11 protein-coding genes are annotated in these 12,549 nt (G+C 62.2%); 8 read left to right on the top strand and 3 right to left on the bottom strand.

Annotated elements, in window-relative coordinates; genetic code table 11:
• Positions 1-5 precede the first annotated feature (5 nt).
• The 8 genes from GWG67_RS13810 (at position 6) to GWG67_RS13775 (ending at position 8,900) form a co-directional block, all read left to right on the top strand.
• Positions 6-827 (top strand): SDR family oxidoreductase, encoded by an 822-nt coding sequence (locus tag GWG67_RS13810; RefSeq protein ID WP_275169874.1) that lies wholly within the window; start codon positions 6-8, stop codon positions 825-827.
• Positions 828-839: 12 nt separating this feature from the next.
• Positions 840-2,363: an oligosaccharide flippase family protein gene (locus GWG67_RS13805; protein WP_275169873.1), complete on the top strand. Its 1,524-nt coding sequence runs from the start codon at positions 840-842 to the stop codon at positions 2,361-2,363.
• Between the two features lie 24 nt (positions 2,364-2,387).
• Positions 2,388-3,269, top strand: a complete 882-nt coding sequence (locus GWG67_RS13800) for a class I SAM-dependent methyltransferase (RefSeq protein ID WP_275169872.1) — start codon at positions 2,388-2,390, stop codon at positions 3,267-3,269.
• Entirely contained in the window at positions 3,266-4,198 is a 933-nt protein-coding gene (locus tag GWG67_RS13795; protein ID WP_275169871.1) for a hypothetical protein, read from the top strand. The genes GWG67_RS13800 and GWG67_RS13795 overlap by 4 nt, the downstream gene beginning before the upstream one ends.
• A gap of 25 nt (positions 4,199-4,223) precedes the next feature.
• Positions 4,224-5,618, top strand: a complete 1,395-nt coding sequence (locus GWG67_RS13790) for a surface carbohydrate biosynthesis protein (protein WP_275169870.1) — start codon at positions 4,224-4,226, stop codon at positions 5,616-5,618.
• Complete coding sequence (locus GWG67_RS13785; protein WP_275169869.1) at positions 5,615-7,018, top strand: capsule biosynthesis protein; 1,404 nt, start codon at positions 5,615-5,617, stop codon at positions 7,016-7,018. The genes GWG67_RS13790 and GWG67_RS13785 overlap by 4 nt, the downstream gene beginning before the upstream one ends.
• A gap of 8 nt (positions 7,019-7,026) precedes the next feature.
• Positions 7,027-7,779 carry a glycosyltransferase family 2 protein gene (locus GWG67_RS13780; protein ID WP_275169868.1) on the top strand — a complete coding sequence of 251 codons (753 nt, stop codon included), beginning with the start codon at positions 7,027-7,029 and terminating at the stop codon, positions 7,777-7,779.
• A 158-nt stretch (positions 7,780-7,937) separates the two neighbouring features.
• Positions 7,938-8,900 carry a UDP-glucuronic acid decarboxylase family protein gene (locus GWG67_RS13775; RefSeq protein WP_211398361.1) on the top strand — a complete coding sequence of 321 codons (963 nt, stop codon included), beginning with the start codon at positions 7,938-7,940 and terminating at the stop codon, positions 8,898-8,900.
• A gap of 50 nt (positions 8,901-8,950) precedes the next feature.
• On the opposite strand, the gene GWG67_RS13770 is transcribed toward GWG67_RS13775, so the two are convergent.
• The 3 genes from GWG67_RS13770 to GWG67_RS13760 form a co-directional block, all read right to left on the bottom strand.
• Positions 8,951-10,018, bottom strand: a complete 1,068-nt coding sequence (locus GWG67_RS13770) for a hypothetical protein (RefSeq protein WP_275169867.1) — start codon at positions 10,016-10,018, stop codon at positions 8,951-8,953.
• 406 nt (positions 10,019-10,424) lie between these two features.
• Positions 10,425-11,624: a glycosyltransferase family 1 protein gene (locus GWG67_RS13765; RefSeq protein WP_275169866.1), complete on the bottom strand. Its 1,200-nt coding sequence runs from the start codon at positions 11,622-11,624 to the stop codon at positions 10,425-10,427.
• A complete protein-coding gene (locus GWG67_RS13760; protein ID WP_275169865.1) occupies positions 11,617-12,549 on the bottom strand; it encodes an NAD(P)-dependent oxidoreductase in 933 nt (310 codons plus the stop codon). Before GWG67_RS13760 ends, GWG67_RS13765 begins: the two co-directional genes overlap by 8 nt.

Here is a 12,549-nt window from a genome sequence, read left to right as displayed (position 1 = left end):
AGCGAATGACCACGAGCTTCAAGGCTCTGTTCGATCTCACCGGACGCACCGCCGTCGTCACCGGCGGCTGCGGCATTCTCGGCCGCCGTTTCGCCGAGGGCCTCGCCGAGTTCGGCGCCAATGTCGCGATTGTCGATCTCGACCAGGCCGCGACCGATGCGGCGGCAGCCGACATCACGTCACGCCATGCCGTCCGCACCAGGGGTTATGGCTGCGACATCACCCAGCCCGACGCGGTACGCAACACCGCCGCTGCGATCGAAGCGGACCTCGGGCCGGTCTCGATCCTGCTCAACAACGCCGCGAGCAAGACCCGCGACGTCGACGCCTTCTTCGCGCCGGTCGAGCAGTTTTCGTTGGAGACCTGGCGGGAGATCATGGCGGTCAATCTCGACGGCATGTTCAACGTCGCCCAAGCCTTCGGCGGTCGAATGGCTGAACGCGGCTACGGCGCTATCGTGCAGACCGCCTCAATCTACGGCCTGATGGCGCCCGACCAGCGCATCTACGAAGGCTCCGAATATCTCGGCCGCGCCATCAACACGCCTGCGGTCTACACGGCGTCCAAAGCCGGGGTCATCGGACTGACCAAGCATCTGGCGACCTATTGGGCGGCGAAAGGCGTTCGCGTCAACACGCTCACCCCGGGCGGGGTGGAGAGCGGGCAGAACGAGACCTTCAAGGCGCGCTATGCGGCCCGCATTCCGCTCGGCCGCATGGCCCGCGCGGACGAGATGGTGGGCGCGATGCTGTTCTTGGTGTCTGATGCGGCATCCTACGTCACCGGACAGAACGTCGCCGTCGACGGCGGGTTGAGTTCTTGGTGATATAATACCGCAATGATCAAGCGCCTGATCCACAATACCCTGATCTCGATCATCGCCTTCGGCGGCGCCGCCGTGCTCGGCCTCGTCGTCATTCCCGTGATCCTCCGCACGTGGGGCGTGACCGAGTTCGGCCTCATAGTGCTCGCGCGGCTGCTCCTGCCGACCGGGATGATGGCCGTGTTCGATCTCGGCCTTTCGGAGGTGGCCACTCAGACGGTGGCGCGGGGCCGGGAGCATCGCGATTGGGCTCTGGCTGCCCGGCAACTCACCTTTCTAAGCGTGGTCTCAATTCTCCTCGCGTTGAGTCTGAGCGCCGCGATCTGGTTCGGAGTTCCGTATCTTGCGATGTTGATGAAGGTCGACGCCGCCCACTTCGAGGCGTTCCTCAGCATACTCCGCTTCACTGCACTCGCAAATCTGATCCTTATTCCGGCCTTGGTTTGGGAAGGGATCATCAAGGGGTTCGAACGCTACAATCTGTTGCGGGTGACGGAGGTTGCTTCGACCGTCGCCTATGTCGGTCTGACAATATTGGCCTCCTATAGGTCTGTTGGCTTCGAGGTCGTCGCCTATATCTATCTCGCCACGCTTATCGGCCGCGCGCTCGTGGTGCTGCTCGGCGCCGTGATCGCGCTGGGGCGGAAGAACACGCGTTTCTCATCATGGACTTCCGACATTCGCCGCGAGCTCTTGCATCGTTGTATGCTCCTTCTGCAGGGCCGGTTGATCGGCGGCATTTCCGGCCCCCTCCAACCGTTGGTGGTCGGGTTCCTATTCGGCCCAACGGGCGTCGGCACTTACGATGCGCTGGTGCGGCTTTCGCGCGTATCCAGGACCGTGGTCAGCCTACTAACCTCGGCACTACTTCCGGTAGCGAGCCGCCTCGACGAGCGCGGCAACTCGACAACGTTTCAACGGTTGGGTGAACTCGGTCTTATTCTGCTGCCCATGTTTACGGTGCCTATCTTCGCAGCCGCCGCCATCCTGTCGCCGGACATCCTGCGAATTTGGATCGGCCCGCTTCTGACGCCCTATGCCGTCTGGATGGGCGTGAGTTTCGTGTCTCCGATCTGTGTCCAATACATCGCGATTGGCGGCTTGATTTTTCTGACGCGCCCGGAGATTCAGTCACGGCTCAATATGCTCATGGGGCTTCAGCTGCTGATCTGGGCGGTCGTATCTGCCGCAACGCTGCACCTGTTCGCGGAGCGGGCCTTGATCCTGGGCCAAGCCGTGGCCAATGTGTTGGTCCTGCCGCTGCAACTCAGCCAATTGCGCAGTGCGCTCGATCTCAACCTTGAACGCTTTGCAAAAGCGATCGGAACTCAGGCCGCCATCCTGCTCCTGAGCAGCTTATTACTGTGGATATTTGCGGGTTACATTCACCCGGACAGCGTGCTAAAGCTTTGCCTGATTTCGGGAATATTCTGCCTGCTGACGTGGGCCGCGCAGTACTTCCTGGTACTCGAAAAGCGGCATCGCGCCATTTTTCCCGCAGTCGGTTCCCTCATGGGGCTAGCCCCCAAAAGCAACTGAGCGGATGCTCTCTGGATCGATGGAATGAAAACGGGTGCGAACGATATTCTGGAGTCGCTCTCTCCGGCATCCCTGCCCGACCGCGCCGCCTCCTACGCGCTCGACGGCGCCAAGAGCCTCTATCGCCTCGCAATGCGGCGGATGGAGCGGACCCAGGATAAGGTGCAGTCGGAGTATGACGGATCGCACTGGCAGAAGATTCTGTCTCGCAAGGCTTGGCGCGACGCCAAGAGCCTGTCCGATTTCTTGATCTTCCCGGATCAGTCCGTGCGCCTGCGCAAAGTCGACGGCAAGATCATGCGCATCAGCGCTCAGCAATATTATCGCTACCGCTTGTCCGCGCTGGGAGAACTGATCGCTCGATACGCCGACGGCGCCAGCCGGATCGTCGAGCTCGGGACAGGTTACGGCTACAATCTGTTTTCCCTCCTCCATAGCCATCCCGATTGGACGCTGAAGGGCTTTGACATCTCACCGAACGGCATCACCATCGGACGCGAGATCGCTGCGCATTTCGGCGTATCGGGCAAGGTGACGCTCGACCGCATCGACCTGACCGACAGCTCGGATCCAAATCTGGCGGCGATCAACGGCGAGGTCGTGCTCACTTATTTCTGCATCGAGCAAATTCCCTACGACGTTCGCAACGTGATCGAGAACATCATCGCGGGCAAGCCTCGGCGCGTGATCAACATCGAACCGAATGCCGAATTCCTCGACCTCAAATCGCCCCGCGACATCGTCAGCCTGCTCTATATCCGCTCGGTCGATTACCAGACCGTGCTGTTCTCCACGCTCGACCAGTTCGAACGCGAGGGACGGATCCGCATCATCGCACGCGAGCGAATGCCTTTTGCGCCTGCCATCAACAATGATGGATTCCTGTATTGCTGGGAGCCGCTATGACAACCATCAACACCGCTTCGGATGCACCGGCTGTGAAGAAGCAGAAGATCAGCCAGTTCCGCCGCCTGCTATGGCACATTAACCGGACTGATCTCGGCTGGGTTACCAAGGCGGCCCTGAGCAGCCTGCAACCGGGCGCGCGCGCCAAACGGATCGCGCTCCTGAAGCAGCTTCCCTCGAAGCCGGAATGGGCCGCCGCGAGCCGTAAGCTCGACGAGGACGGCTATGTCGACGTCTCGTCGCTGATGGAGCGCAGCCTTGCGGAAGCCGTCGCTGCAGTTTCAGAAAGCAAAGTGAGCCGACTCAACGAACTCTCCGGCAAGCAGCAGCTCGGACACAAATCATTCTGGGTTAGCCTCCTGGATGAGGATCTCGTCAACGGTGCGTTTGCGACCGACCATCCCTTCGTGCGTTATGCACTACAGCCCGCGGCGCTTCGCATCATCGGCGATTACATGCGTGACTTGCCGCAGCTCTCGGACGTGCTGCTGACCTTGTCTCAGCCGACAGCAAGCCAGATGCTGAGCTATTCCCAGCTCTGGCATCTCGATCACGACGACAAGCGCGTCTGCAAGCTCTTCATCTATCTCACCGACGTCCGCGACACCGCTGATGGTCCATTCACCTTCATTCCGGCAGGCCCCTCAAAGCCGTTCCGCAACACGCTGAAGAGCCACATGAGCGACCAACAGGTGTTTGCCAAGACCGGGCCCGATGCGGTGAAGGAGATGGTTGCGCCGCGCCTGTCGTCGTTCATCGTCAATACGGCTCGCTGCCTGCATATGGGCAGCCGGATTCAATCCGATCGCAACCGCCTTCTGTATACCGCAACCTATATTCAGCAGCCGCGCATCTACCCCGAACCGGCTCCGCGCTTCCGGGCAGCCGGGCCGCTCACGGATATCGATCGCGCCGTGATGCGCCTCTGAATCGGGCCTGCCGGGAGCCACGATCTTGCGCATAGGCCTGGTGGTCGATCACCCCAAGCGTGACCTGCCGGGGGCAGTCATGCTCGGTTATCAACTCGCGCGGCGCGGCGCCTCCGTCGTGCTGGTGCCGATGTACGAGCAGGCGGTCGATGTGCCGCGGCTCGGGCTCGATGCCCTGGTCGTCAACTATGCCCGCCCGGTCAATCTCGACCTGATGCGCAGCTTTGCCAAAGCCGGCCTCGCGCTGTATGTGCTCGACACCGAAGGCGGCGTGCTCGCCGAAAAGGGCGGCAACTCGCCGCCCGCCATGGCCGCGCACATCAAGGACAGCGGCTACGCCGGTCTCCTGGCAGGCTACTTCTTCTGGGGCAGCCGGCTGCACGACGCGTTCCTTAGGGCCGGAACCATGCCGCCGGAGCAGCTTCACCTCACCGGTTGCCCGCGCTTCGATTTTGCAGCCTCACGCTGGCGTGCGCTGCTCGACGGCGAACCGCGCGGCTATCTGCTCGTCAACGCCAACTTCCCACTGGTCAATTCGCGCTTCAGCGGTAAGCCGGGCGGGGAACGCGAGGCGATGGTGCGGGCCGGTTGGGATGGCGCCTATGTCGATCTCTTCATCGCGGACCTGAAGCAGGTCTTCGCGAACTATCTCGCCGAGATCGGGCGGCTCGCCGCAGCGCGGCCCGACCGCAACATTCTCGTGCGTCCGCATCCCTTCGAGAGCGAGGACGTGTATCGCAACGCGCTCTCGCGCCATACCAACGTCGTGATCGACGGCAGCGGCAGCGTGCTCGACCGTATCCGCAACGCGGCCGCAATCATTCATCTCAACTGCGGGACGGCCGTCGAATCGGTGTTGCTGGAAAAGCTGCCGCTCCAGCTCGAATACTTGAACACACCAATCACCGCGGGCCATGCCGGGCTGCCAGCTCGCGTGAGCCGTCAGGTGTCCTCGTTCGATGAGTTGCTTGGCGCGATCGACCACGTCGAGCGCGAGACCGGGACATTCGATTTCGCCCGAGTTCACGCCGCCGACATCGAGGCTTTCTTCCATCTTAACGACGGACAGGCGGCCGATCGTGTCGCCGATGTCCTGATTCGCGCCCAAGGCTCGCGTTGGCCTTACGTGTCTCTGCTTGCGACCGTGAAAGGTACGCGCGCCAAGCCGAGCCTCGGTCAGATCGTCAAGGGGGTCGCGAGCGCCGCGCTCGGCTCGGCCGTCACCGAGCGGCTGCGCAGCCGATTCAATCCAGCGCGGCGCGACAAGCGGATCGAGCCGGCCTTCGTCAAAGCCTTGCTTCGGCGGATCGCAGCTCATGATGGCGCGAGCCCGTTGCAATTCAAAGCGCGACGCGCGCATTGCGCGACGACGGGTTTGCCGCTCGCGAGTATTGCGATCGACCAGGTCCTAGAGCAATGACCAGATCTGCAACGACCATACTCATCACGACGCTAGCGGAATACCAGACCCGGTTCTGGATCCCGGTCGCGCAACGGTTGCGCGCGGCGGGCCATGACGTCGAATTGCTCGCCTTCGACGATCGCAGTGCGGAGATTTCGGCCGCTGCAGGCGTGCCGGTCACGAACATGTACCGCGAGGGCCTCAAGGCCGGCCCTGCACCCGACGACCGCAAGGCGTTCGACGGGCGCGTCGCTGCCTACGGACTCGACGGGACCAATTTCCTGTTCAGCCATGAACGTTTCACGTTCGGCATCCGCGACACGGCCGCGCTGCGCCGGCGATTCATGATCTACGCCAACGCCATGGAGGCGCTGCTCGACCGACTGGAGGCGCAAGGCACGCGCGCCGAGCTGGTGCAGGAGCTCGGCGGATTTCTCTCGGTCATCGCGAGCTTCTACGCCGCAAGGCGCCGCAACATCCGCAACTGGTTCATCGAGCCGTCGTTCTTCCGCGGCCGCATGTATTTTACGCCCGACAGCCTCGCAGCTCCCGACGTGATGGCGAGGCCGGCAGACACGGTGTCATCAGAGGTGCGCGCCTATCTGGACGACACGCTGAAGCAGCGTGCCATCGTCATCCCCAAGAAGGACCAGCACCATTATTCGGCGGCCTTCAAGAAGGTCGTGAACCTGGGCAATGCCCACCGTCTTGTCGAAAAACTCTGGGACCAGTTTGCGCTCGGCAAACACCAGGAGTTCGGACACAATCTGCGCCACGCGCGTGTTCATGCGGCAATGGCGCTCAACGCGACGCGGCTGCGCAAACTCTATCGCCCGCTTCCTGAAACGCCCTTCGTCTACTACCCTTTCCACGTTCCCGCCGACATGGCGCTGACTTTGCGCTCGCCGGATTATCTCGACCAGGTCGCCACCGTCGACTTCCTGCTGCGCACGATTCCAGATTCGCATGTGCTCGTGGTCAAGGAACACCCCGCCCAGATCGGCGCGATCGCGGCTTCGCGCCTGTTCGAGCTCGCGCGACGGTTCGACAATTTCGTGCTGCTGCCGCCCCAGACCAACAACTACACGGTGCTCAATCGCGCCGACGCCGTCATCTCCGTCAACAGCAAGTCGGGCGCCGAGGCACTGCTGCTCGGCAAACCGGTCGTGGTGATGGGCGATGCCTTCTACCGCTCCTGCCCGCTGGTGTATGCGGTTGACCGCCTGGCCGATGTGCCGGCACGGCTACGTGAAGCGCTCACCGCCGGGCCATTCGATCCGGCCAGGGGGGCGCCCTATTTCGAGTCTGCCTGGCGCCGGTCTTATCCGGGCGAGCTTTATATCGGCGATCCCAAGCTGCTCGACACGTTTGCGGCCTCCTTGCGTGCGGCAATCGCCGCGCCGGCCCGCGTGAACTGAACGGATCCATGATGCCGCTCGTCTCGATCATCACACCCTCCTGGAATGTCGAAGGCCTGATCGAGGAAACGATCCGCTCGGTGCAGGACCAGACGTTCGCCGATTGGGAACTCTTGATCGCCGACGACTGCTCGACCGATAGGACGCCGGCGATCATCGCCGCGATCGGCGAGCGCGATCCCCGCGTCAAGCTGATCCGGCAGGCCCGAAATGGCGGCCCGGCGCTCGCCCGCCAGGCCTCGATTGACGCCGCGCAGGGCCGCTACCTCGCTTTCCTCGACAGCGACGATCTGTGGCTGCCGGGGAAGCTCGAGCACCAGCTCGCCTTCGCCCGCGAGAAGCGGGCCGCCCTCAGCTACACCGCGTTCCGCCGCATCGACGAGGGCAACACGGTCACCGGACGGCTGATCGAGGTGCCGGCGTCGCTCACCTATGACCAGCTCCTTGAGAACACCGCGATCGCGACGCTGACCGCGATGGTCGACCGCGAGGTCGCCGGTCCCGTCGTGATGAAGAACCAGGGCTACGACGATTTCTGCTTGTGGCTCTCGATCCTGAAGCGCGGCCATACAGCCTACGGCCTCAACGAGGACCTTGCACGCTACCGCGTCAGGGGCTCTTCGGTCTCGAGCCGCCCGGTGCGCTCCGCCAAATGGGTTTGGCATATCTACCGCAATGTCGAACGCCTCTCCCTGATCAGATCGAGCTGGTGTTTTGCTCATTGGGGGGCCCGGGCCTGGCTGAAGCGGCGCGAATTCTAGCCAGCGCCCTGACGAGCGCTCCCACAAAAATACCGAAAACAACCCCATGCACAGTATCGGTATTTAAATACCACAGACCAAGCCATTTGGCTATTGGCGAGTCCGGCCGTTCCCGATACCACTCAGCGCGCTCCGCCGCCGACAATCTGGAACCGACCATGCCGTTTGAAAGCTACAAGAACAGCCGCATCCTCGTGACCGGAGGCGCCGGCTTCATCGGATCCCATCTCTGCGAGCGGCTGCTCGATACGGGGGCCGAGGTGGTGTCGGTCGACAATTACTTCACCGGCAGCCGGCGCAACATCGCTCATCTGATCGCAAATCCGCTGTTCGAGGCGGTCCGGCACGACGTCACCTTTCCGCTCTACATCGAGGTCGATGCGATCTTCAACCTGGCCTGCCCGGCCTCGCCGATCCACTACCAGCGCGATCCCGTACAAACCACCAAGACCTCGGTGCATGGCGCCATCAACATGCTCGGCCTCGCCAAGCGGCTCAAGGCGCGCATCTTCCAGGCCTCCACCAGCGAGGTCTACGGCGATCCGCTGATCCATCCCCAGACCGAGGACTATTGGGGCAACGTCAACCCAATCGGCATCCGCTCCTGCTACGACGAAGGCAAGCGCTGCGCCGAAACGCTGTTCTTCGACTATTGGCGCCAGCACGGCCTGCCGATCAAGGTCGCGCGCATCTTCAACACGTACGGCCCCCGCATGCAGCCCAATGACGGGCGCGTGGTGTCGTCCTTCATCGTCCAGGCGCTCAAGGGCGAGCCGATCACCGTGTTCGGCGACGGCGGGCAGACCCGCTCGTTCTGCTATGTCGACGATCTCGTCGAAGCCATCATGCGACTGATGGCGACCGGCGAGAACATCACCGGGCCGATCAACATCGGAAACAATTCGGAGTTCACCATCCGCGAGCTCGCCGAGAAGGTGATCAAGCTCACCGGCTCGCGCTCGCAACTGATCTTCCAGCCGCTGCCGCAGGACGATCCGCGCCAGCGCCAGCCCGATCTCACCAAGGCAAAGGCGGCGCTGGACTGGGAGCCGAAGGTCGCGCTCGAGGACGGGCTGAAGGAGACCATCGCCTATTTCAAGCGTACGCTCGAGCTGGCCTGATCCAGCTCGTAACTTCCGTCGGCCACAAGCGAGCTTCCGCAGAGAAGTGATTACGGCTGGGGCACCGACTGTGGGCCGGCGAGCGGATGCGTTTGATCGCTTGTCTCGTGCCCGTCATTCTGCGGCAGCCCAACCGCCCAGCCCATAAATCCAAACAATAGCGCTGAGTTCGTCAGCGAACCGCTCATCAAAAACTCGATCCCGACGAATATCAGGCCCGCAAACACAAAGGACGCGGCGGCATTGGAGCGCGCACGCTTTCTCGCCGACATCGCCGCCAAAATGAACGCAGCAGCCAAAAGCAGCGCTGCGGCAACACCAACCTCGACTGCGGCTTGCAGCACAACGTTGTGAGGCTCCGTCTTATAGCAAGATTGTTGAGCGAACGTTCCGAGGCCCTGGCCGAGAAGGCCAACCTTCGGCAACAGGTTCAAGGCTTCCCGTGTGAGGATTATGCGAATCGCAAAGGTATCCTCGGTATCGCATGCCACGACCGACTTCTGCGCATTCTCGAAGACAAGCCCGATGATCTTGCCGGACATCTCGGGGCGCGCGGCCAAACCGATGACAATGCTGAGTCCCACCACGCCGGCTACGACAATCTGGCGCCGGTTGCCCATCCTGGCCGTCGCAGCGAGCGTGAGAGCCAAGGCGACAAACGGGTGTCGCACCATTGCTGCGGCAAACACGAACGCAGGCAGGGCGACCAATCCGCCGACAACACGCCATTGACCCCACGATAAGTTCATCGAAAGGAAAGCAAAGACGAGAAAGCACCACGTGAGCGAAAACACGGTGGGACCTTCGTTGAAACCCAGAACCTGCGGCTTGAACGCGCCGCTCCGGTCGTAGACCACCGCCCAAGCCGTCAGCAGGGTCCCGACCGAAACGAGCGCTGCCATGATGTAGGAGAAGCGCAACAGATCAAAACGATGACCCACGGCCCGGAACGCGGGATAGGCGGCCATCGAAAGGACGAGCAGCGCATAATCGCGATCAGTCGTCGTTCGACCGTGGACGACAACCGACGCCACCACGAGCGCGGCCAATGCAGCGAACAAATAGTCTGCAGGTAGCGGGCGAAACTTCCCCGATACGACGAGCAGCGGCGCAATCATGACAGCCGCTGTTACGGCTGCATGACCCTTCGTGCCACTCAGGCCATACAAGAGGATAAGGACTGAGTTAGTTGAGATCCAAACCGCTACTGCTGCGTTCGTCAACCACGTCTTCGTCATCGGCCTGATCGCTGAAACCCGATCGCCGAGACGATCAATAACCTTGTCGCTGTCACGCAAGGCGCAAAAAGCCCAATGGCATCGATGTCAATCATGACTACAACGGGGCGAGCGCCGACGCGTTACTGCGCGTACCTGCTAGCACTGGGGCATCAACTTGTAAATGTCGCCGCCAGACCTCAGCTGAGAAGGCTCGGACCGGCGACAGTCGCCAATGCAGCGAGGGTTGGATCGCTCTGAGCAAACCAAGGTCTTGAAACCAAGCCGCTCGCATCCACGCTTCTCGTCAGGCTTGGCCGCGACGTGACGCCATCACATCCCGGGTCAGTCGGATGAAATCGGCAACAAACGCCTCTACGCGATGCTCCAGGTTCGGCAACAAGTTGCGGACGAACACAGGCCCGGCGGTCTGCGCAACCTGCAACATGTGATCGGCCAGCGACTTGGGGTCGCGGATGCCGAAGTATCGCGCGCCGCCCTCGGTCTGTTCGCGATGGACATTGATGTCCGACAGGATCATCGGGACACCAAACGACTTGGCTTCCTCGACAGTGGTGCTCCACCCCTCGCACTCCGAAGGATTGATCAGCGCCGTCGATGCGCGCAGGAGCGCGTAGACATGATCCAGCGGAATCATTCCCAGATGTCGAAAATTCATCTCCAGGCCGCGCGCCTTGACCCCCTTCATCATCGTTTCGAAAAGACCGGGCTCGCGGAAGTCCTGTGTGCTTCCCGACGCCGCGACGACGACATCCAGACCCTGAGATTTCAGCAGATCAAGCGCATCGACCACGATTTGATGATTTTTGTGCCGCCAGAACTGGTTTGGCAGATAAAAATACCGTGACGGAAGACCATAATGCGCAATCACGTCGGACGGCTGCGTGGCGAGAAGACTGGCGGGCGGCTCGGTCGCAAACCGGACGACCGAGACGCCGCTCGAATTGCCCGGATAGAACTTCTTGAGATCGCCGAGCGCCGTGGCGCTGCTCAACATGATGTGCCGGCCCGATGCGATCTGAACCCGAAAGCCGAGATCACGCCGCCAATATGCACTTCTGGAGAACAGATGCGGGAGTAGCCGATGCTGGAAATCCGGAAACCATGCGACCGCCGGAAATGGCAGGCGCCAACCAAAGAAGCGCGCGGATTCGAACACCATGTCGATCCTGCTGGCCGTGAACGCGGCGGCGGCAGGTGCGTCCAAACCAAAGAAGAGCGCGCGGCCGAGGTCCGTCGCGCGGGCAAGACCGGTCGCGGCGTGATCGAACACCGTCGAGCGCACGACCTCAACGCCAGGAATGCCGGCCAGCACCGCGATCTCCTCGGGATCGTCCGCCGTTCCGGCAAACAGCACGGGTACCACCGTCCCCGGAGAATGCCGGTTGAGTACCTCGAACAGATTGCGTTGATAGTTGTAGCCACCCGCCCATAGTCGGCGGGGGATGTTGGTGAATGCAATCCGCAGCGGCGCGCTCTCAGGCACGAGCCTGGCTCCTGAACCATTCGACGTAGTCGGCCAGCCCGCGCTCCAGCGGGATACGCCAATCGAAATGCATGTCGAGCACGCGCCTGTTGTCCGCCAGCAAGCTCGTTGGGTCCCCCGGCCGCGCCACGCCGGAAAAGCGCGCGACCGTTTTGCCGCCCCAATGCCTGATCAGTCCCTCGGCAATATCGGCAACGCTCACGCCGCGCCCCGAACCGCCATTGATCACGCCAAAATCGTCCTGCCACTCCGCCTCCGCGACGCGCGCCAGCAAGCGAACGACGTCGCGAACGTCGGTCCAATCCCTTATCTCGGCCCCCGTCCCTCCGAGATTCAGCGTTTCTACCCCGCTCCAAAGCCGAGAGCAGATATCCCAGAGCAGTTGCTTGCGAAGGTGGGGACCGTAGACAGAGAACAGTCGCACGACCATGCAGTGGATGCCGAAGCTCTGGACGTAGCTTTGGCACAACTGCTCCATCACCAGCTTGTGGTGTCCGTACGGCGACATCGGCAGAAGCGCCGCGCTCTCGGGAATCGGACCGGTGTGATCGGCGCCGTAGACGGCGGCGCTCGACACCACGATCAGCCGGCTGCCGGGCGCAAAACTTCGGAGCCATTCGAGCAGACGCGCCGTGCTCGTCACGGTCCGCGAAAAATCCTCGAACGGGCGCGCGATCGACAGCCCGACCGACGATCCGCCAGCCAGATGGAAGACTTGCGACGGCAGCCCGTGCAAGGCTGCGAGCGCGTTCAGATTGGCCGCGTCAACTTCGCCATTGATCCAGGTCTGCAAACCGAGGGCCTGTGCCTGGGTCGGATCGAGCGCACCGTGACCGACGCCATGGACCACATGCCCGGCGCTCGCCAACTCGCGAACGAGATGACGTCCGATGAATCCGTTCGCACCGGTAACCCAATTGGACAT

This window comes from Bradyrhizobium sp. CSS354 (genome assembly GCF_029051725.1).
GTDB lineage: Bacteria > Pseudomonadota > Alphaproteobacteria > Rhizobiales > Xanthobacteraceae > Bradyrhizobium.
The sequence above is the reverse complement of the archived record's forward strand: the minus strand, read 5'-3'. Positions and strand labels throughout refer to the sequence as shown.

Bases quoted from the DNA above. Each gene is read 5' to 3' on its own strand.
- GWG67_RS13810 (WP_275169874.1), top strand. From the start codon at position 6: ATGACCACGAGCTTCAAGGCTCTGTTCGATCTCACCGGACGCACCGCC.
- GWG67_RS13805 (WP_275169873.1), top strand. From the start codon at position 840: ATGATCAAGCGCCTGATCCACAATACCCTGATCTCGATCATCGCCTTC.
- GWG67_RS13800 (WP_275169872.1), top strand. From the start codon at position 2,388: ATGAAAACGGGTGCGAACGATATTCTGGAGTCGCTCTCTCCGGCATCC.
- GWG67_RS13795 (WP_275169871.1), top strand. From the start codon at position 3,266: ATGACAACCATCAACACCGCTTCGGATGCACCGGCTGTGAAGAAGCAG.
- GWG67_RS13785 (WP_275169869.1), top strand. From the start codon at position 5,615: ATGACCAGATCTGCAACGACCATACTCATCACGACGCTAGCGGAATAC.
- GWG67_RS13780 (WP_275169868.1), top strand. From the start codon at position 7,027: ATGATGCCGCTCGTCTCGATCATCACACCCTCCTGGAATGTCGAAGGC.
- GWG67_RS13775 (WP_211398361.1), top strand. From the start codon at position 7,938: ATGCCGTTTGAAAGCTACAAGAACAGCCGCATCCTCGTGACCGGAGGC.
- GWG67_RS13770 (WP_275169867.1), bottom strand. From the start codon at position 10,018: ATGATTGCGCCGCTGCTCGTCGTATCGGGGAAGTTTCGCCCGCTACCT.
- GWG67_RS13760 (WP_275169865.1), bottom strand. From the start codon at position 12,549: ATGTCCAATTGGGTTACCGGTGCGAACGGATTCATCGGACGTCATCTC.